This window comes from Leptospira inadai serovar Lyme str. 10 (assembly GCF_000243675.2).
Taxonomy (GTDB): Bacteria; Spirochaetota; Leptospiria; order Leptospirales; family Leptospiraceae; genus Leptospira_B; species Leptospira_B inadai.
Window position 1 is genome coordinate 74,662 of sequence record NZ_AHMM02000016.1, and the last position, 18,469, is coordinate 93,130.

18 protein-coding genes are annotated in these 18,469 nt (G+C 45.2%); 13 read left to right on the forward strand and 5 right to left on the reverse strand.

The annotated features are described in order from the left end of the window. Positions 1-39 precede the first annotated feature (39 nt). The 3 genes from LEP1GSC047_RS08815 to LEP1GSC047_RS08825 are packed head-to-tail and all read left to right on the forward strand — an operon-like array spanning position 40 to position 3,064. Entirely contained in the window at positions 40-1,257 is a 1,218-nt protein-coding gene (locus LEP1GSC047_RS08815) for a pyridoxal phosphate-dependent aminotransferase (protein ID WP_039934531.1), read from the forward strand. Positions 1,258-1,262: 5 nt separating this feature from the next. Continuing rightward, complete coding sequence (locus LEP1GSC047_RS08820) at positions 1,263-2,252, forward strand: hypothetical protein (protein WP_010419809.1); 990 nt, start codon at positions 1,263-1,265, stop codon at positions 2,250-2,252. After that, on the forward strand, positions 2,249-3,064 hold the full coding sequence (locus LEP1GSC047_RS08825) for an alpha/beta fold hydrolase (RefSeq protein ID WP_010419807.1): 816 nt from the start codon (positions 2,249-2,251) through the stop codon (positions 3,062-3,064). The genes LEP1GSC047_RS08820 and LEP1GSC047_RS08825 overlap by 4 nt, the downstream gene beginning before the upstream one ends. Here LEP1GSC047_RS08825 and LEP1GSC047_RS08830 read toward each other — a convergent pair. Beyond that, the gene (locus LEP1GSC047_RS08830) at positions 3,033-4,490 is read right to left on the reverse strand and encodes a sodium:solute symporter family transporter (RefSeq protein ID WP_010419805.1); all 1,458 of its coding nucleotides are present in this window, start codon (positions 4,488-4,490) and stop codon (positions 3,033-3,035) included. The two genes, LEP1GSC047_RS08825 and LEP1GSC047_RS08830, sit on opposite strands and share 32 nt — an antisense overlap. Positions 4,491-4,584: 94 nt before the next feature. Between LEP1GSC047_RS08830 and thrB the strand changes: the two genes are divergently transcribed. After that, a complete protein-coding gene (gene thrB / locus LEP1GSC047_RS08835; RefSeq protein WP_010419803.1) occupies positions 4,585-5,541 on the forward strand; it encodes a homoserine kinase in 957 nt (318 codons plus the stop codon). A gap of 17 nt (positions 5,542-5,558) precedes the next feature. Here thrB and LEP1GSC047_RS08840 read toward each other — a convergent pair whose 3' ends face one another. Together LEP1GSC047_RS08840 and LEP1GSC047_RS08845 are read right to left on the reverse strand one after the other, a co-directional pair. Further along, positions 5,559-6,200 carry a hypothetical protein gene (locus tag LEP1GSC047_RS08840; RefSeq protein ID WP_020988542.1) on the reverse strand — a complete coding sequence of 214 codons (642 nt, stop codon included), beginning with the start codon at positions 6,198-6,200 and terminating at the stop codon, positions 5,559-5,561. A gap of 3 nt (positions 6,201-6,203) precedes the next feature. Then, complete coding sequence (locus LEP1GSC047_RS08845) at positions 6,204-6,521, reverse strand: hypothetical protein (RefSeq protein WP_010419798.1); 318 nt, start codon at positions 6,519-6,521, stop codon at positions 6,204-6,206. Positions 6,522-6,862: 341 nt separating this feature from the next. Here LEP1GSC047_RS08845 and LEP1GSC047_RS08855 point away from each other — a divergent pair, with 341 nt between their 5' ends. From LEP1GSC047_RS08855 to serB, 9 genes are all read left to right on the forward strand, one after another. Further along, complete coding sequence (locus LEP1GSC047_RS08855) at positions 6,863-7,924, forward strand: DsbA family protein (protein WP_010419792.1); 1,062 nt, start codon at positions 6,863-6,865, stop codon at positions 7,922-7,924. 27 nt (positions 7,925-7,951) lie between these two features. Then, positions 7,952-8,932, forward strand: coding sequence for a malate dehydrogenase (locus tag LEP1GSC047_RS08860; RefSeq protein ID WP_010419789.1), 981 nt, complete (start codon positions 7,952-7,954; stop codon positions 8,930-8,932). 18 nt (positions 8,933-8,950) lie between these two features. Beyond that, positions 8,951-10,093: an aminotransferase class I/II-fold pyridoxal phosphate-dependent enzyme gene (locus LEP1GSC047_RS08865; protein WP_010419787.1), complete on the forward strand. Its 1,143-nt coding sequence runs from the start codon at positions 8,951-8,953 to the stop codon at positions 10,091-10,093. A gap of 2 nt (positions 10,094-10,095) precedes the next feature. Next, positions 10,096-10,761: a dethiobiotin synthase gene (gene bioD, locus LEP1GSC047_RS08870; protein ID WP_010419784.1), complete on the forward strand. Its 666-nt coding sequence runs from the start codon at positions 10,096-10,098 to the stop codon at positions 10,759-10,761. After that, a complete protein-coding gene (gene bioA / locus LEP1GSC047_RS08875) occupies positions 10,758-12,062 on the forward strand; it encodes an adenosylmethionine--8-amino-7-oxononanoate transaminase (RefSeq protein ID WP_010419781.1) in 1,305 nt (434 codons plus the stop codon). Before bioD ends, bioA begins: the two co-directional genes overlap by 4 nt. Positions 12,063-12,125: 63 nt before the next feature. Continuing rightward, the gene (bioB, locus tag LEP1GSC047_RS08880) at positions 12,126-13,217 is read left to right on the forward strand and encodes a biotin synthase BioB (protein WP_010419778.1); all 1,092 of its coding nucleotides are present in this window, start codon (positions 12,126-12,128) and stop codon (positions 13,215-13,217) included. A 159-nt stretch (positions 13,218-13,376) separates the two neighbouring features. Then, positions 13,377-13,550, forward strand: coding sequence for a hypothetical protein (locus tag LEP1GSC047_RS21875; protein ID WP_010419775.1), 174 nt, complete (start codon positions 13,377-13,379; stop codon positions 13,548-13,550). Between the two features lie 29 nt (positions 13,551-13,579). Further along, complete coding sequence (locus LEP1GSC047_RS08885; protein WP_010419772.1) at positions 13,580-14,326, forward strand: GDSL-type esterase/lipase family protein; 747 nt, start codon at positions 13,580-13,582, stop codon at positions 14,324-14,326. Positions 14,327-14,332: 6 nt separating this feature from the next. Next, entirely contained in the window at positions 14,333-15,199 is an 867-nt protein-coding gene (gene serB / locus LEP1GSC047_RS08890; protein WP_010419770.1) for a phosphoserine phosphatase SerB, read from the forward strand. A 24-nt stretch (positions 15,200-15,223) separates the two neighbouring features. Here serB and mutS read toward each other — a convergent pair whose 3' ends face one another. Both mutS and LEP1GSC047_RS08900 read right to left on the reverse strand, forming a co-directional pair. After that, a complete protein-coding gene (gene mutS / locus LEP1GSC047_RS08895) occupies positions 15,224-17,788 on the reverse strand; it encodes a DNA mismatch repair protein MutS (RefSeq protein WP_010419766.1) in 2,565 nt (854 codons plus the stop codon). Then, positions 17,760-18,419 (reverse strand): phosphoribosylanthranilate isomerase, encoded by a 660-nt coding sequence (locus LEP1GSC047_RS08900; protein ID WP_010419763.1) that lies wholly within the window; start codon positions 18,417-18,419, stop codon positions 17,760-17,762. The genes mutS and LEP1GSC047_RS08900 overlap by 29 nt, the downstream gene beginning before the upstream one ends. Positions 18,420-18,469: the final 50 nt, after the last annotated feature.

An 18,469-nucleotide genomic window follows, 5' to 3' on the forward strand; every position in this document is an offset into this window, starting at 1 on the left:
GATAGAGACATGCTGCTTGGAATGAAAAGAGAGGAAGAAATGGATTGGAATGCGCGAAGGCTAGATGTAATCGAGCCCTCTCCGACCTTGGCTATTTCCGCTAAAGCGGCGGAATTGAAAAAAAAAGGGGAAGATATCGTAAGTTTCGGAGCTGGGGAACCCGATTTCGAGACCCCGGCTCATATACGCGAAGCCGCTAAGAAAGCCATCGATAAGGGAATGACCCGATATACCGCGGTTTCCGGCACGGTCGAACTCAAAGACGCTATTATTACGAAATTCAAGCGAGACAACGGTTTAGATTATACTAAAAACCAGATTATCGTCGGAACAGGTGGAAAGCAGGTTATCTATAATTTCTTTCTGGCCACGTTAAATGTCGGCGACGAGGTTATCATTCCCGCTCCTTACTGGGTAAGTTATGCAGATATCGTGCGTCTCGCCGAAGGAAATCCGATTATTATTCCTACTAGTAAGGAGCAAGAATTTAGAATCAGTCCTACGCAGTTAGAACAAGCGATTACTCCTAAGACCAAGGTCGTTATTTTGAATTCTCCTTCCAATCCGACCGGATCCGCGTATTCCCGAAAGGAGTTGGAAGCCCTCGGGGAAGTGATTCTTAAACACAAACTTCTCGTGCTGAGCGACGATATTTATGAAAGAATCGTGTTTGACGGGTTCGAGTTTACGAATATCGCGATGTTATCTCCCGAATTGAAAGAGTTAACCTTTGTGGCAAACGGAGTCTCGAAAGCCTATTCTATGACAGGATGGAGAATCGGATACGGAGCCGGCCCGGTTGAAATCGTTCGGAATATGGATACGATCCAGAGCCAATCCACTTCAAATCCTTCTTCCATTTCTCAAGCGGCGGCGGAAGCTGCATTGATAAGCGACCAAAGCTGCGTAGACGAAATGGCAAAGGCTTTTCAAAAACGTAGGGACTTAATTATCGGCCTCCTTCGAGCGATTCCCGGAGTGGAAGTGAATGTTCCGCAAGGAGCGTTTTACGTATTTCCGTATCTAACCAAGGTTTACGAAACTCAAGGATTCAAAAAGCTGCTATCCTCCTCCGAAGAAGAGAGCAAGAGTAAGGTTTTTTGCGCGTTGTTACTGGAAAAATACAAGGTCGCCGCAGTGCCGGGGATAGCGTTCGGAGACGATAATGCAGTAAGACTTTCTTACGCAATGGGAGAAGAGGATATTAAAAAAGGAATCTCCCGCATCGCCGAAATGGTGAGGGACTTATCCCAATAAGTAACATGCGACGATTCTTCGGAATTGTTTCAGTCCTGATCGGGCTTCTTTCCTTTCCGGTTTTAGGAGAGGCGAGGGGAGAATTCATCGTATTAGAAGTCGGAACTTCTCTGTACCTATTTCCGGATCGAAAATCAGAAATGCTACGGAAATTATCCTTCGGAGAGGTCCTAACTTCCGAAAATCTACGCGAGTTAAAATCCAAGTTTCAATTATTAACCGACAAGGACGGTTTGAAAGGTTGGGTAGAATCTAAGGCGATTTTCAAGATAGGCGATCATGGAAGCTATTCGGTGGTTACGAAGGCTATCGATCGGCTTTTATACCAAGAGTCCACGTTTTCGGAGCTTGAATCCGTATTTTCCTATCTGACTCGCGTTGAAGAGGGACCGATTTTTAAAGGCGACGAATACCTTTTCTTAAAAATCAAAAGATTGGTCGTGCTACAGAGATATCTGGAGCAACTTCAATCGCCGGAGATACGCGGGAAGGCCACCTCGAAACTGGAGGAATTACTACGGCTTTTCCCTTCGGACGTCGGGGTTCAATCTAAGGACGGAGTATGGGGAGATGCTTTGACGAATACGAAAGACGGATCCAAAGTTCGTGTTCGTCCCCAGGCTTTCTGGCGAATCGCCGAGTCGTACCCGAATACGAAACCGGGAGATTTTGCCGCATATCTTGGGGTCAAGTATACGCCCGAAGTTAAGTGCGGTAAGGATCCGATTTGCGCCTTAAACGACGAAGCTTCCCGTCGATTAAAATATCTTTCCTTGAATCCGAACGGAAACTACGCGCGGATTTTTTCCAACCAAATTGATAAGCGACTACAGCAGTTTGTGAAAGATCGGGAAACGCTATTATGCGATACCAAATTGCCGAAGGCGGAAATTCTCGGCTCGTTCAAGACCAAAATCCAAGAACTTCCGTACCGTTACGGTAAGAAATTTCATTCGAAGCTGAAAATCATTTATGAGGAATGCGGTTCCAAGTGAAACTGGCGTCTAAGTTCTATCCCCGAAAAAAGGACTCCTCGTTCGCATCCATCGATCCCATCCTGATTCTTCATGGCTTATTCGGTTCCTCCAAGAATTGGGTTACTGTAGCCGAGTATCTGACGGAGTTTTCGGACGTCTATTGCCTGGATTTGAGAAATCACGGAGATTCGCCTCATTCTACCGAACATACGCTGGAAGCGATGGCGGCCGACGTGGACGAATTTCTCACGGATCGAAACATTTTATCGGCGATCTTGCTAGGTCACTCGATGGGCGGACTGACTGCAATGACCGTTTCCCTGAGGTTTCCGGATAAAGTTTCCCGATTATTGGTCGAGGACGTCGCCCCGAGAGACTACGAATTCGCGTACGAGGCCGAACTTTCCGCTTTAATGATCGACGTTTCCGATTCCAAATCCAGACAAGAGATAGATTCGAAAATGGCGGTTTACGTTCCGGATTCTTTCATTCGAAATTTTCTACTCATGAATTTAGAAAGGAAAGAAGAGGGCGGTTATCGCTGGAAGTTAAACGTAGAGGCCCTCGCAAAATCCCGGAGGATGTTCGAATCGCAGTTTGAAGCGAGGAAATCTCGATTTTCTAAGCCCGCTTTCTTTATTTTAGGGGCGGCTTCCGGTTACTTTCGCGAAGAAGATCGAGAGCCTACTATAGGATACTTTCCTAACGCTAAATTCTATAGCATTCCGGGCGGCGATCATTATATCCATTTTACGAAAGCGAAGGAATTTAAAGAGATCATCACCGGGATTTTTCATTCTAACGAGTTTTTCTCGGTAAAATCAAACTAGCCGTTCCTGCCAGGATCCAAAATAGTATCATTCCGATAGGCACTAATACCGTGAATCCTAGGTTGTAGACGGTTCCGAGAGTTCCCGTGGTAAGAATCGCACCTAATAGTGAGAGGCTTAGTCCCAAATCACTCGCAAGTATTCTCCTTCTAAAGAAAGGAATCACTTCCACCAAAAACACGGCAACCATCGAGCCGACCGTAAACGAGGAAATTTTTAAACCCAATTCCAGCAACCCCTTGGTCTTCTCTTCCGGTAAGGAAAAGAAAAAGAAAGAACTGAGAAATAAAAGAACTCCGAATAATAAGCTACCGCTTTTCGGACCTAGAAAATTCCATCCGAAATCAACTTTTGCGGTTAAGGAAAGGGAATTGATCGAACTTGATAATGTGGACATCGTCGAGGCTAAAATTCCGGACAGGAGCAATCCGAGCAACGGAGAGGGGACTTCCTCTATTAAGAATTCCGAAAATACCTTATCTTGATGAATCGGCTTGCCGGAATAATGAAAATAGAGTAGAGTTCCGATTCCGAGAAATAAAAGCATCTGGATGAAGACTGCGATTCCCGAAACAATCATTGCTTTTTTTGCGGCGTTTAAATTTTTTGCAGCTAACGCGCGTTGTATGAACATCTGATCGGCTCCATGGGTTCCTAAACTTAGCAAGGCTCCGCCTATAACGGCCCAGGGTAGAAAGTAGGTTGCGGTCGGTTTTTGCCACTCGATGATTCTAAATTTTCCCGCCTCCCAAGCCTGTAAAAAAGAAGCCTTACTATCGGAAACTTCAGAGAAAAGGAGTCCGAAAGCGAATACGCCTCCGAAAATATAAACGAAATATTGTAGGGTATCCACCCAAACTACGGATCGAAATCCTCCCTGCATCGTATAGGCCAAGGTCACTAGGGTAATGATCACCAACGAGATTGTTCCGATCCAATAGGATGAAATTAGGTTCGGAAACCGTCTTGCCAATACTAGCTCCAATAAAAGTGCAATCGGTAGCGTCGAGGCGTACAATCGAACTCCGTCGCCTAGAATCCTTGTGGCGGAAAAAAGGGCCGACATCGTTCTCTGAGAGTTTCTTCCGAATCTCTTTCCGACCCATTCATAGACGGACATAAAACCGCCGTGATAGGTAAGGGGAAGTAGGAAGGACGCGACGATCGTCCGGCCTAAAATATAACCTAATACGACTTGCAGAAACGTGAAATTACCGGCAAATGCGATCCCTGGAACCGCTAAAAATGTGAGAGCAGAGGTTTCCGTCGCTACAATGGAAAGTGAAAGCGGAACCCAAGCAAGAGTTCTGCCCGCTAAAAAAAATTCATGAGCATCCGGATTCTTTTTTCCGGTAGTCCAACCGGAGTAAAGGACGAGAGCGAAGTATAAAAGTACGACAACGGCATCTAACCAATCAAAATGCATACGAACGCATCGTTTCTTTTCATCCGGGAATGAAAAGAAGAAAAGCAAATGACGATCGCACAGGAGAACAAACAATGGCGATTACCAGGTCGATATGAGTCTGAAATATAAGTTCCAAGTTCAGGTTCCGGGAACATCCGCAAATCTTGGTTCCGGTTTCGACCTTTTCGGTCTCGCCTTTAAAATCTATAATCGCTTTTCGTTTGAATTCGGAGTATCCGAATCTTTCCGAAGCAGTGTCAAAGGATATGAGGTCCCGCCTTTTTCCGAGGACGAAGACTTGGTATTAGCCGCATATAAAAATTATTTTTCTCTTTTCATTCCGGAAATTTCCCCGCCGCCTTATTCGGTAAAGATGGAATTGGATCTTCCGATGAAGGGCGGTCTTGGATCCAGCGCCAGTGCGGTAGTCGCGGGTTATACGGCGGCCCGTTTTGCCCAAGAAACGTATTTTAAGGGAACGAAGGCGCCTAGCGAGTCCGATTTTTTATACAATCTTGCATTGTTAGAAGGTCATCCGGACAATACCACACCGGCATATCTGGGAGGATTCGTTTTTTCTTACTTTGCCGAAGAGAGACTTTATTATTTTAAGAAAAAATTTCCGAAGGGCATCCATTGTTTTTTCTTAATACCCGAATTCGAGATTGCGACGAACCATTCACGAAAATGCCTTCCCGAAAAATATCCGGTGGAAGACGTTATCTTTAATATGAGCCGCTTCGGTACCTGGTGGGAATTTTTGGAATCGGGTAAGCCGGGACTTTTGCAGAAGGCTCTGGAAGATCGAATCCATACTCCATATAGAATGAATCCTGAATTTCCTATCTTACCGTTGGTGGAAAAAGTCGAAAAGGAAGTTTTGGGAGTTTCTTTATCCGGGAGCGGCCCGTCAATTCTGCTCTACTGTCAGCGCAAACATTCCAAGAGAATCTCCGGAAAATTGGAATCATTAACCAGACAATTTTCCGAAGAAACGGGAATTTCCTGTCGGCTGCTCCAGATAGGTGTCGACTCAAACGGAATCCAGTATCGAGCCCGGAAACTTTAACCCGATCCGGAACGCATTTACTCTTCTTCAGCCTTTTCCTTACCGAAAGAATAAAGTCCTTTCTTATCCCTGGAGCGAAGAGAAAGTCCGGGATGGATTTTTTGAACGGTAAACAAAAACTTCATACGCTCTTTTCCCAATTTATTGATAAAAAAAGCTGCGGTCAATGCGATCTCAAAATACTGGGTCATCCTCTCCCGAGTGATTTTGTCGGATATACGGAACACGGCCGTTTGTCCGATAATTTCATGACTCTCTAATTTTTCTAGTGATTCCATTTTTGTGAAAAACTGCATTCTAGGCGGTTTCACGAGAGCCGGGCCATATCTTTGGATTTGGATATCGTAATCCTCGGTTTCTTTTCCTTTTTTCAGAATAAAGACCAGATGCTCGTCCTGAATGGAACGACATAAGGTAAGTAAATTTCCGTTAACCTGACCGACCGAAAATCGGAAATACCTCGTACTTTCCGGAACGACCACTTCATGGACATCCCCTTCCTCAGGCGGATCCAGTTCTCCCGGACGCATCTTGGCGGAGTAGGGGCGGAGAACTTCCCAATAGAAAAAGAAGCCCATCCCCGCAATTGAAACGATTGCGAGTATAATTAAGAAAGTATCTAACTTAGGTGAATAGAATAAAGCGGGCAAGAAGAGCAAAAATTATCCTTTTTGATCAAACCTTTGGCCGAGTTTGGTCCCGCTCGGATTTGCGCTAAACCGCGAATGAACGATCATAGATAATAAATCTTTCATTTGTTCCGGGCTTATGACTTGACTCATTCTTTCTTCCGCACTGACCGGCGAGGGTTTCATGACTAGTTCTTCCGGCTTCGGCTCTTTTAAGCCGATACCTTCGTTTTTCTGAAATCCCAGTCGAAGCAAGTCCGTGGGAATAGGTTCTTCTTTTCCTAGTTCCTTTATTGGCGGCGACCATTGCGGGGAATAAGCTCCGCCGGTCTGTATTCCGTTAACATTCATAAACCTAAACCTCCGTTTTCAGGTTTCGATCGAGAATCTAAACTGCAGATTCCGTTCTCACTTGCAGGATCCCTTAATGGTTCCCGTTGTTAGAAGAATCTTTACCGTTTTGGTTCTCCCTATATAATTCTATCGGTCAGGGATTCGGATGCTTAATAATTTTTTGAACTTTAATTCGCGCGAAAGAGCGGCAAATTCATCTAATTTTAAATTTCGAACGTATTTCATTTTTTTTAGAAATTGCCGATTCGCCTCCAAATACCGCCGGAATTTAACGTTTGCCAGAGGTGACCGAGTTTCTAAATTGGTAGTAGGGAATTTTTTTCCCGGGACAGGAGATTATGTCGGAAGAGAGTTCTCCCCGGTTTAGCGACCTTTTTTCTAAAGTAAATAAAACCATCTTACTCGCAGGATCCTTCGGATTCTACGTCTTACTTACCGCCTACCCGATTTACAAATTTTTTGCTCCCGAACAGTATGTAAAAATCGGACATCGGTACTATACGTTAAGCGATGTTAAGGATTCGAATGCGGCACTTTATCGTAAATACGCCGCGGAGAATAACGACAAAATCTATAGACTTTTTTCCCAATTTGCCAACGATAAGGTGCTGGAATTGGAAGCGAAGGACAGGGGTGTCGCCGTTCAGGAACTGACCAAGTTTGCGGCTAATTACGAACCCACCGAAGAAGAAAAAATTGCCACTTATAATCAATATAAAAATAATATTCCCGCTCTGAAAGGAAAATCGTATCCGCAGGTGCAGGGCGATATCGGCAGCTTCCTAAAGAGAGTCAAGGAAGACGAGGAACGCCAGGCATTTTACCAGCAGCTTCGCTCTAAATACGATATAGATATTCGTGTACAAGAGCTGGCGCCGACTAAGATAGAAGTCTCGACCGGCGATAATCCGTCCATCGGACCCAAGGATGCGAAGATTACCATAATCGAATTTTCCGATTTTGAATGTCCTTATTGCAAGAGAAGCCAGGATGTTACAAAACAGTTGCGCGAAAAATATCAGGGAAAAATCCGTTGGGTATTCCGCGATTTTCCGCTTCCGTTTCACCAAAATGCGATGTTTGCCCACATTGCCGCGAATTGCGCGATTCCTCAAGGAAAGTATTGGGATTACTTTTCCAATCTTTTTGAGAACAGCGGCAATTTAGAAAGAAGTAATGTCATTTCGCTTGCTCAAAAGAGCGGATTAAATATGCCCGAATTTCAAAAATGCATATCCGACGAAGCGAAGCAAAAAATCGAAATCGACGCCGATATCGCCGAAGGCCAAAAATACGGGGTCAACGGGACACCCGCCTTTTTCATCAACGGAATTATGGTAGAAGGCGCACAACCGATCGAATCATTTACTAAAATCATAGACCAAGAGTTAAAAAATTAACCTGAAAAATAGGTAGGACAGCATTTTATGGGAAACACAGTTAAAGTAGCAGTTACCGGAGCCGCAGGGCAAATCGGTTATTCTCTTCTATTCCGGATCGCCTCCGGCCAAATGTTTGGATCGGACACTCCGGTTGAAATCCAAATGTTGGAACTGGAAGCTGCTTTACCCGCGGCAAAGGGCGTAATTATGGAGTTGGAAGACTGTGCTTTCCCGCTTCTTCAAAAAGTAACCGTTTCCTCCGATTTAGATACCGCGTTTAAAGACATTAACTGGGCTCTTTTGGTAGGCTCGGTTCCTCGTAAAGCCGGGATGGAAAGAGGGGACCTTCTTAAAATTAACGGCGGAATTTTCGTGAACCAAGGTAAGGCTTTGGAAAAGAATGCGGCTTCCGATTTAAGAGTGCTCGTAGTCGGAAACCCGTGTAACACGAATTGCTTGATTGCAATGAATAATGCAAAAGGAATTCCTACGGATCGCTGGTTTGCGATGACTAAGTTGGATGAAAATCGTGCGAAATCGCAGTTAGCGAATAAAGCGGGTGTTCCGGTAAAAGATGTAACCAATGTCGGGATCTGGGGAAATCACTCCGCGACGCAATATCCGGATTTCTATAACGCTAAAATTGCCGGAAAAGCGGCGACCGATGTGATCAAGGACCAGGAATGGTTAAAAGGCGATTTCATTAAAAACGTTCAGCAACGGGGTGCCGAAATTATCAAAGCCAGAGGCGCATCTTCTGCGGCTTCTGCGGCGAACGGAGTCGTAGACACCGTCCGTCAAATCATCAATCCGACTCCTGCAGCCGATTGGTTTAGCGTAGCAGTCGCGTCGGACGGATCTTACGAGGCAGACAAAGGCTTAATTTTCGGGTTTCCGGTAAAATCGGACGGGAAAAAAGTGGAGATCGTTAAGGGGCTGACCTTAAACGACTTCGCAAAAGAGAAGTTTAAGATTACCCATGACGAACTTAAATCCGAGCGGGATGAAGTAAAGGGAATGCTTTAATTCCTTTTCGAAAAAGAAGTGCGGGAACTCAGGACATTCAGCGTCCCCTTTTACGGCGAGTTACCCGCCTTTTTTTCCCGACTCGAATCTACGAATCGAATCAGGTCTTTAGACCCTCCGATCGGCATAGATCTTTGCTCTAACGACTACCTCGGCTTATCGCAACATCCTGAAATTATAGAGTCTCTCAAAGAAGGAATCGATCTATTCGGAGCCGGGTCTACAGCCAGCAGGTTGGTTCGCGGACATCGGGACGTTTTTTCCAGGCTAGAGGATGATTTCTCCTCCTGGGTGGATTCGGAGGCTTCCTTATTTTTTGCAAACGGATACGCGGCCAATCTCGGCACGCTTTCTTGCGTTTGCGATCCTTCCTACGTGGTTTTTGCGGATAGAAAGAATCACGCTTCTTTAATGGACGGGATTCGTCTTTCGGGCGCCAAAAAAGTCTATTATCGTCATTTGGATTTAAACCATCTCGAACAACTCCTAAGGAAGCATTCTTCGAGTAAGCATAAAATTATCGTAACCGAAACCGTGTTTAGCATGGACGGGGATGTCGCCCAAATCAGGGATTTACTCGAATTGAAGGACAGATACGGAGCCTTACTTTATTTGGATGAAGCCCATGCGATAGGATTATTCGGGCCGAAAGGGGCGGGATTTGCAAATTCTCAACTTTCCTCGTCCGAGCTGGAAGGTATCGATTTTCGGATGGCGACTTTGGGAAAGGCGCTCGGATTGGAAGGTGCGATGGTATCCTGCACAGCCGAGGTCAGAAAATTCTTACTTCATTCCGCTAGAACCTTCGTATTTTCCACGGGATCCTTGCCTGCGATTGCGCACGCAGGAAGGACTGCCGTTCGCTTAGCTAAATCGATGGATGCGGAAAGGAAAAGGGTCGAAGAATTTTCCCTTCATTTGCGGAAAGGTATCGAAGCGAAAGGATATTCCTTCGGGAGATCCTCTTCCCAGATCGTTCCTATTTTATTGGAGAACGAAAAAGAGGCCTTGGAACTCGCGACATTATTCGAAGCGGCAGGCTTTCAGGCAAAGGCGATCCGGCCCCCGACCGTCGACATATCCAGAATCCGGGTTTCGATCAATGCTAAGCTTCATAAAGAAGATCTAATATTATTCCTAAGCATTTTGAGGGAGCGATAAATTTGGCTGTTTTCGTGACGGCGACTGGAACCGATGTCGGTAAAACCTTATTCTGTTCGCTCTTTCTCGCCAAATACGCCGCTAAATACGGTGTCAAATATTTTAAACCTATTCAAACAGGAGAGGATTCGGAGCGGGTCAAAATCATGAATTTGACCGGTTTGAACGAACGATATTTTCTAAAAAATTATTATACCTTTGAAATTCCCGCATCTCCGCATCTTTCCTCGGAACTTGCCAATGTCGAGGTGGATACGGACGAACTCTCCAGGCATTTGTACAGTATTCGATCGGAACGCATATTAATCGAAGGAGCAGGCGGTTTGTACGTTCCGTTGAAGAGATATTACTATAATATAGATTTAATCGTTCAATCTCAATTGCCCGTAGTCCTCGTTGCTTCGACGGACCTAGGAACCATTAACCACACCCTTCTTTCGGTTGAAGCTATTAAGAAGTCGGGGATTAAATGCCACGGAGTTTTTTTCATAGGACCGGAAAATCCCTTGCGGTCGGATAATATTCGGACCATCATAGAAGCTGGTGAAATCGGACTTTTGGGAACTTTTCTGCTTCCGGAAAGGCGATTGGCTCGCCAGGAGTTCCTAGGAAAAGTTGCCGAGGAGTTCGATCCAAAAGGTATTCTTCCGGAGATTTTATTCCCTTGATTTGGCATCCTTATACTCCCCTGATCGGTTCCGATCCTCCCCTCAAAATCGTCTCCGGGAAAGGAGAGTTCCTATATGACGAAACGGGTAAAGATTATGTGGACGGAATATCCTCCTGGTGGGTGAGCATTCACGGCCATAACCATCCTAAACTGATTCAATCGGTTAAGGAACAACTGGATAAATTGGACCACGTATTGCTGGCGGGCTTCACTCATCCGCCGGCCTTGGAACTCGCACATGAACTTTTGCAATTTGCGAATTGGAAGTTTCATAAAGTCGTTTATTCCGATAACGGTTCGACCGCCCTCGAGATCATGCTAAAGATCGCATTGCAGTACTTTCGGAATCGAGGCGAGGAGAAGAAGAAAACCTTCATCAAATTTTCGGCCTCTTACCATGGAGATACGATCGGAGCCATGAGTGTGGGAGGGGACTCTATTTTTAATCGGGTTTTTCAAACCCTATTATTTCCGACAAAGGATTTTCCGTCTCCAGCCTGCCATGATTGTCCTTTAGGAAAATTACCGCATTCCTGTGCCGAAGATTGTTTGGATGAGTTAGAGGCGTATTTATCCTCTCATTCCAATGAAGTCGTCGGAGTCGTTCTGGAGCCGTTAATTGCCGGAGCCGGGGGAATGTTGTTTCATAAGCCGAAAGTTCTCCAGCGATTAAGAGAAATCACTTCTCGGTACGGGGTTTTACTTTTACTGGATGAGGTATTCACGGGTTTCGGTAGAACGGGCCATACGTTTGCGTACGAGGCGGCAGGAATAGAACCGGATATGATTGCGCTAGCGAAAGGTTTATCAGGCGGCGTTTTGCCTCTTGCGGTCACGCTAGTTCGGGAAGAGATTTATCGGGAATTCGTATCCGATGAGCCCCTGAAAGTCTTCTATCACGGTCATACGATGACGGGGTATCCCACCGGTTGCGCGGTGGCGCTTGCCTCCCTTCGATTATTGCTTGAGGAGAAGCGTCTCGAAGATGTTAAGCGACTAGAGCATAAGCTGAAAGAAGGCTGGATCAAAGTACGAGCGGAATTTCCGGAAAAAATCAGGAATGTGAGAGTGTTAGGAGCAGTAGGAGTCGGCGAACTCGAGACGGGTAAAGAATCCCCTGGATATAATAACGCATACTCTCGGGAATTTAAGCGAATTTGTCTCGAGCAGGGTGTGATTTTAAGACCGCTAGGAAATGTCATCTATGTAACCCCTCCTTATATTATTTCTCAGGTATCTATAGATAGAATTTTTGCCGCGATTCGGACGGCTTTGCTAGCGTATCGGGTACCCGCCTGAGACGCTAGTTTTTAGCGGAATATCGATTGCCAATTGCCGAGCCCCTAAGAAACTATCGGTAGAATGAAAACCGTGATCGAAACGTCTCTTCCTGTGGAGGAGAAGGTCCTGTCCGAGGTCCCAAGCTTGCTTTCTAGGGAAGAAGCCTTCACCATTCTCCAAGGTAAAATTCCGTTAACCGAATGTCTAGATAAGGCCTTTAAGGCAAGGGAACATTATTTTGGTCGGTCGGTCCGAATTCACATACTCGATAATATTAAAAACGGCCATTGCCCCGAAGACTGCGGTTACTGCGCGCAACGCAAGAATGCAAATTCGGGTATCCAAGAATATTCCTTAAAAACCGAAGAAGAGATATTTCAAGACGCGATCCAAGCAAAAGAGAACGGGGCCTATCGTTTTTGCATGGTCACGGCCGGTACGGGGCCGAATTCTCATTCAACGGAGCGATTGGCACAAACGATCGAAAGAATCAACCGAGAACTCGGCCTGAAGGTCTGTCTTTCAGCCGGATTATTAGATCGGGAAAAAGCGCTTCGATTCAAGCAGGCAGGGCTCGACCGCTATAATCATAATTTAAATACTTCTAAAGAGCATTATCCTGAAATTTGCGATACTCATACCTATGAGCAAAGAGTGGAAACTCTTTCTCATCTATCGGACGCAGGAATCGGAATGTGCTCAGGCGTGATCGTTGGAATGGGTGAGTCTCTTAACGATCTCGTAAATGTAGTATTCGAAATTAAGGCTCTAAGAGTGATATCGATTCCTGTGAATTTTTTCATTCCAGTAGCCGGACATGCGATAAAGAATCCTCAGGCTCTTACGCCGGAATTTTGTTTGCGGACTCTGATCGTTTTTCGGCTCGTAAACCCGGATTCGGAAGTGCGGATCGCGGCAGGAAGAGAAGGTCACTTACGAAGTTTACAAGGTATGGCTCTCTTTACGGCGAATTCTCTTTTTGCCAGCGGTTATCTGAACGTAAAAGGATCGGATGCATTGGATACAGTTAAGATGATTCTAGACGCGGGATTTCTTCCGGAATTTTCTTCGGGTAAGGGTGATGAAATAGATTGGGAAACCATTTTAGGAAAGGATCATCTATATTCGGCGGATAATTTTCCGGAACTTTATAAATTTAAGAAAAAACCGTAGAAAAAAATCGAAGTTTATAGTATTTAAAACCAGTACGTTTTCCGGAACCTAACACCGAATGAGATTCGAATTTAAGCCTTTCGTTTTCGAAGGAAGAATTCGTAATGGATTGAAAGTCTCGGTAGAAAAAAAATCCTGGATATAACGGAGAGCTGTCGGATGAAATATAAAATAGAGATCAATAAACTTAAAAACGGCTATATAGAAGCCAAATTGATCGACACCGTTTCCAACAACCCCATCGAATTTCGGATCTGCGACACTGAGGAATACCTTCAGGCGCAGATTGCGGACTGGCATAAACGCTTTCATATGAAGGATTCTGATAACTAAGAATCCTTATCCGGGGCATGTCCCTTTGCATGAAATCTCTTACACGTATCAGTTTTGTTTTTGCCTTGCTTACTTCCTGCGCCAGTTTTCGCAACGATACGATTGTAGATTATTATAATCCTGATTTTGCCTGTTCGAGTAGTCTCGGATCTAGGAGCGCCGAATTCTGGACCCAATACCAGGCAAAATACAACGAGGCGATCGAATTCTATAAGAAAGAAAACGAACGTATCAAAGTGGCCAGGATCGTATTCGTAGGGAATAGTTTGATTGCCGGATTTCCGGCAGATTTATTGTCGGTTCAGTTTCCCGGATCCGTAAACCGGGGAATCCCCGGAGATATGACGGAGATGCTTTTAGGAAGGTTGGAAAGCACCGTCTTTGCTCTAAAACCTTCCTATATCGTGATGGAAATCGGCGGGAACGATATCCGCGAAGGAAAATGCTTGGATTACATAGAAGCTAGGCATAGAGAGATCATTGCAAAAATTCATAGCATCCTACCCGATGCTAAAATCGTTCTTTTGGGAATTCCGCCGGTTTTAAGCAAGGACGTAAATTCGGTATCACCGGTCGTTAATGCCTGGTTGTCGAGAATTGCTTCCGAAAATCCGAACGTAAGTTTTCTGGATATATGGCCTTACTTTCGAAAAAAACAACTGCCGTTTCTTCGGGAAGACCTTGCATTGGAATTCGGCGGAAAATTAGATAAAATCCATGTGAATGAAACTGCCTACAAAATCTGGGCCAAGCAAATTAAGCCTTTTATCAAATAGTAACCGATGCTTTTATTTTTTGTAGAACGTCCATCGGAAACGCTTCCCTTCCTGCGAGAAGAGGTCGGGCGTCGCTTCGAAAACGAAATACGCTTGGAAAAAGTGAAATCCGTGATTCCAAGCGGATGGCATTGCTTTCTTGCTTTCGTGGAACGATCAATCGCAAGAGAAGAGTTAACTTCCTTGAGAAGGTGCTTATTCTCGGCGAAAGTCGATGTTTTGCAGATCGAACATAGGATTAAGAACGAATCGTTATTTTGTTTCGATATGGATTCCACGTTGATCCGACAGGAAGTCGTAGATGAATTGGCTCGTTTTGCCGGCGTTTACGACGAAGTTGCCGCTGTCACTCGAGAGGCCATGGAAGGAAATCTAAACTTCCAGGAATCATTAAGAAAACGTTGTGCTTATTTACGCGGTCTTTCGGCCGATTCCCTTTTAAAACTTTATCCCCGACTTACCTTAAATTACGGGGTAAGGGATCTTCTTTCCGAGTTGAAAAGACGTGGCGCTAAGCTGGCGGTTTTCAGCGGCGGATTTACCGATATTTTAGAAGCGTTTCAGAAGGACTATGAAATAGACGAGGTCCGCGCTAACGTGCTTGAGCGAATTGACGGAAAACTTACCGGTGGTGTTTTGGGTAGAATCGTGGATAAGGACGTAAAGCGCGGATCATTACTCGAGTTGCGGGAAAAATTCGGTATTTCAAAGAGAGAAGTGATCGCAGTGGGTGACGGAGCTAACGATCAGCTGATGCTTGCCGAGGCGGGAATCGGAATCGGATTTCATGCAAAGGAGGGCTTAAAATCCGGAATTGAAAATTGGGTGGATTTCGCTCCGATGGACGTACTGCTTTATTTATTCGAGGGATAAAATCGCCGTCTAACTTCCGCATTTTCATCCTTTATTTTCTTTCGATATCACTCGTCGCTTCCAATCATCCAATAAACGTAATGCTTCCATCGGCGTCATCGATTCGATCGGTAGTTCTGCGATTTCTTTTTTCCAGTCTTGCCAAAATTGTTGATCGGAGGAGGAAGGGGTAAAATCCTGAAAGAGGGAAGGTTCTCTGGTTTGAATTCGGATTTCCTTCTTCCTTGATTCCAGATCGGAAAGAATTTCTCCCGCTCTCCTTACGACCGGATCGGGAACTCCTGCAAGTTGAGCCACATAGATGCCGAAGGATTTCTTTGCCTTGCCGGGTCTGACTTTGCGAAGGAACAAAACCTTATCTTCCTTTTCCAACGTTTCCATGTGAATATTCCAAACTCCCGGCAAGCGAGAGAGTTCGGTCAATTCGTGATAATGAGTGGCGAATACCGTCTTCGGTCTGACCGACATTTCGGAGAGATATTCCAGTATCGCCCAGGCGATGCTCATTCCGTCGTAGGTGGAAGTCCCTCTACCTACCTCGTCGAATAATAATAGGGATTGTGGACTACAGTTTCTTAGAATATTAGCGGTTTCTTTCATTTCCACGAAAAAAGTGGATTCCCCCGCGGTAAGATTATCTCCCGCTCCTATCCGAGTGAATAAGCGATCCACAATCGGCAATTGGGCCTTCGTAGCCGAAACGCTGGAGCCGATCTGAAATAGAATTTGGTTCAAAGCGATTTGGCGCATAAATGTGGATTTTCCCGCCATATTGGGTCCTGTCAGGATTGCGATCGCGTTGTCTCCTACGTCCAACAAAACATCGTTGGGAATGAATTTAGCTCCGACAGGCAGACTTGCTTCCACCACCGGATGCCTGGAGTCCTTCATTGAAATTCCCGAATTGGAATTGAAGGAGGCTCTTACCCAACCGTATTTTTCCTCGGCTTTTAAGAGAGAGAGTTGAAAATCCAGGTCACCGAATTCCTCGGATAACTCCAATAGTTCGGCGGCGTACTCCAAGACTTTTGCGGTCATTAAATCGAACTCGGTTTTTTCCACCGAGCGAATCGTATCGTCCGCTTCCAAAATCGCTCTTTCGATCTCTTCCAAGCGGGAAATCGTGAATCGTTCGGTCGTGACCAAGGTTTGTTTCTTTAGATATTCTTTGGGGGCTTGTTCCGCTTGGTTTCTAGAAATCTCGATGAAATAGCCTACGATTTTGTTGTACTTGATTTTGAGAGTGGATAAGCCTGTTCGTTTCTTTTCGGCGGCCTCTAATTCTAGGATCCAATCCATTCCTTTGGTGCCTGCCTCTCTCGCTTTATCCAACTCCGGGAGATATCCGTCTTTTAAGAATTTCCCGTTTCCTAAAATCACCGGCAGGTCTTCCGGGTTTAATCTCTCTTGAATATGGATTTCTAAATCGGCCAGTTTTCCTTGAGGATAATTGATCGGGTAGGCTACGGATTTCAGTTGCTCGGTAATAAATTCGCCGGTTTTTATCGCCGTTAGGACTGTCCTGAAATCCCGAGGATAGGCTTTATTATTTCGGAATCGTATTAAAATTCTTTCGAGATCTCCTAGATCTTTTAGTGCTTGAACCAAAAGATGAGTTTGGCTCTTTCGCAGCAAATCCTGTTTTTCCCAACGCAGGCTTATTACGGCGAGATCCGTTTCCGGAAATAAAATTCTTTGCTTTAGTAGGCGTTTTCCCTTGGGAGTATGACAAAAATTTAATACGGAAAATAAGGTATGATTCTTTTCCTTTTCATTTTCGATTAACTCTAAATTTATCACCGTTTCCCGATCCATTTCCAAAAACGAACCGGTTCGTAAAACTTTGGCCTCCCGAAGCGTTAGAGATCCGTCCCTATAATTTTCTCGAATATAATATTCCAAGCAATTGCGAACGGAAGAAAAAGGGTCCTTCGCTTCCGCACCGCCTTCCGCGGATTGAGGGAGCAAGGAGAAATTGGAGTCCGAAAATCCTTCCCAGGACCGAATTCGTTCCAGATCTTTTTCTAAAATACACGTCTCACTAGGGTGGAATTTTTCAAGTTCGGCAATTAATGCGTTCGGGTTCGATACGGGAACGGTGAATTGCAAAACTTCTCCAGTGGAAACATCGGCCATACCGGCGAATACCAGGGTCGCTTTCGGCAGTAAGACGCAAAGATAATTATTTTGGTAACCGGAGAGTAGATTTTCTTCTATGACAGTGCCAGGAGTAATTATACGAACTACGTCCCTCGTCATTAATTTAGGGTTCGAGTCATCAGGCTTGGATTGCTCGCAGATCGCGATCTTTTTCCCCGCCGCGAGTAATCGTGCGATATAAGCATCCTTACTATGATAAGGGATCCCGCACATTGGAACGGAGTTCTGGCGCTTTGTTAAGGCTATATCTAAAATATTGGAGGCGATTTTCGCGTCTTCCAGGAACATTTCGTAAAAGTCGCCCATCCGAAAGAAGAGAATCGAATCCGTAAATCGCGCCTTGATGTCCAAGTACTGGCGCATCATAGGCGTATCTAGAGCTTCCGATAAATTCGGCTCGTTAGTTTCTGCTGCTAGCTCTTTTGGCATTCTTAATAAATTCTCGGACCAGCTTAGGGTCCTTAACTCCCGGAGAAGATTCCACTCCGCTCGCAACGTCGACTCCGTACGGTTGGAGTTCTCGGATCGCTTTAACGACTGTATCCGCTCGCAATCCCCCTGCAAGAAAATAAGGGCGTCGAACGTCTCGGACGTATTTCCACGGGAACTCTTCTCCCGTTCCTCCTCCCGAGCCGGAAACATAGCTATCCAAGATCAACAATTCCGAATCTAAGGAAGCTAGGGAATCATCCTTGATCGCGCTTTTTACTCGGTAGGATAAAATTCTTCGGTTTCTTTGGCCTAGTAAAGGCGAGGAGCGACCGGGTAGCATCGGGTCATCGTTCACGAATTGCAAATAATCATACGGAAGAGTTTTTAGGACCGATTCCACAAAAGGTATAGAATTCTTGTAAAATAGGAATACCACTTTCGGACGAGCGGATTCAGGGACGGAATTCTTGAGATACGCTAGCAAATGTTCCGCCCGGAAGCGGGTTATATTTCGCGAACTTACGGGAGAAAAATTCAGGCCTACGAAATCTGCACCTTCCTCGACGCATAATTTCAGGATGTCCGGGTCTTTTATCCCGCAGATTTTTACTTTTACAATTTTTGACATTCTGCGCTTTGCGGAAAAAGATCGTCGGCAATCGTTTCCGACTCGAATTA

What these genes read in the sequence shown, in the direction of transcription:
- LEP1GSC047_RS08815 (WP_039934531.1), top strand. Translation starts at nt 40, where the DNA reads ATGGATTGGAATGCGCGAAGGCTAGATGTAATCGAGCCCTCTCCGACC.
- LEP1GSC047_RS08820 (WP_010419809.1), top strand. Translation starts at nt 1,263, where the DNA reads ATGCGACGATTCTTCGGAATTGTTTCAGTCCTGATCGGGCTTCTTTCC.
- LEP1GSC047_RS08830 (WP_010419805.1), bottom strand. Translation starts at nt 4,490, where the DNA reads ATGCATTTTGATTGGTTAGATGCCGTTGTCGTACTTTTATACTTCGCT.
- thrB (WP_010419803.1), top strand. Translation starts at nt 4,585, where the DNA reads ATGAGTCTGAAATATAAGTTCCAAGTTCAGGTTCCGGGAACATCCGCA.
- LEP1GSC047_RS08845 (WP_010419798.1), bottom strand. Translation starts at nt 6,521, where the DNA reads ATGAATGTTAACGGAATACAGACCGGCGGAGCTTATTCCCCGCAATGG.
- LEP1GSC047_RS08855 (WP_010419792.1), top strand. Translation starts at nt 6,863, where the DNA reads ATGTCGGAAGAGAGTTCTCCCCGGTTTAGCGACCTTTTTTCTAAAGTA.
- LEP1GSC047_RS08860 (WP_010419789.1), top strand. Translation starts at nt 7,952, where the DNA reads ATGGGAAACACAGTTAAAGTAGCAGTTACCGGAGCCGCAGGGCAAATC.
- bioB (WP_010419778.1), top strand. Translation starts at nt 12,126, where the DNA reads ATGAAAACCGTGATCGAAACGTCTCTTCCTGTGGAGGAGAAGGTCCTG.
- LEP1GSC047_RS21875 (WP_010419775.1), top strand. Translation starts at nt 13,377, where the DNA reads ATGAAATATAAAATAGAGATCAATAAACTTAAAAACGGCTATATAGAA.
- LEP1GSC047_RS08885 (WP_010419772.1), top strand. Translation starts at nt 13,580, where the DNA reads ATGAAATCTCTTACACGTATCAGTTTTGTTTTTGCCTTGCTTACTTCC.
- serB (WP_010419770.1), top strand. Translation starts at nt 14,333, where the DNA reads ATGCTTTTATTTTTTGTAGAACGTCCATCGGAAACGCTTCCCTTCCTG.
- mutS (WP_010419766.1), bottom strand. Translation starts at nt 17,788, where the DNA reads ATGCCAAAAGAGCTAGCAGCAGAAACTAACGAGCCGAATTTATCGGAA.
- LEP1GSC047_RS08900 (WP_010419763.1), bottom strand. Translation starts at nt 18,419, where the DNA reads ATGTCAAAAATTGTAAAAGTAAAAATCTGCGGGATAAAAGACCCGGAC.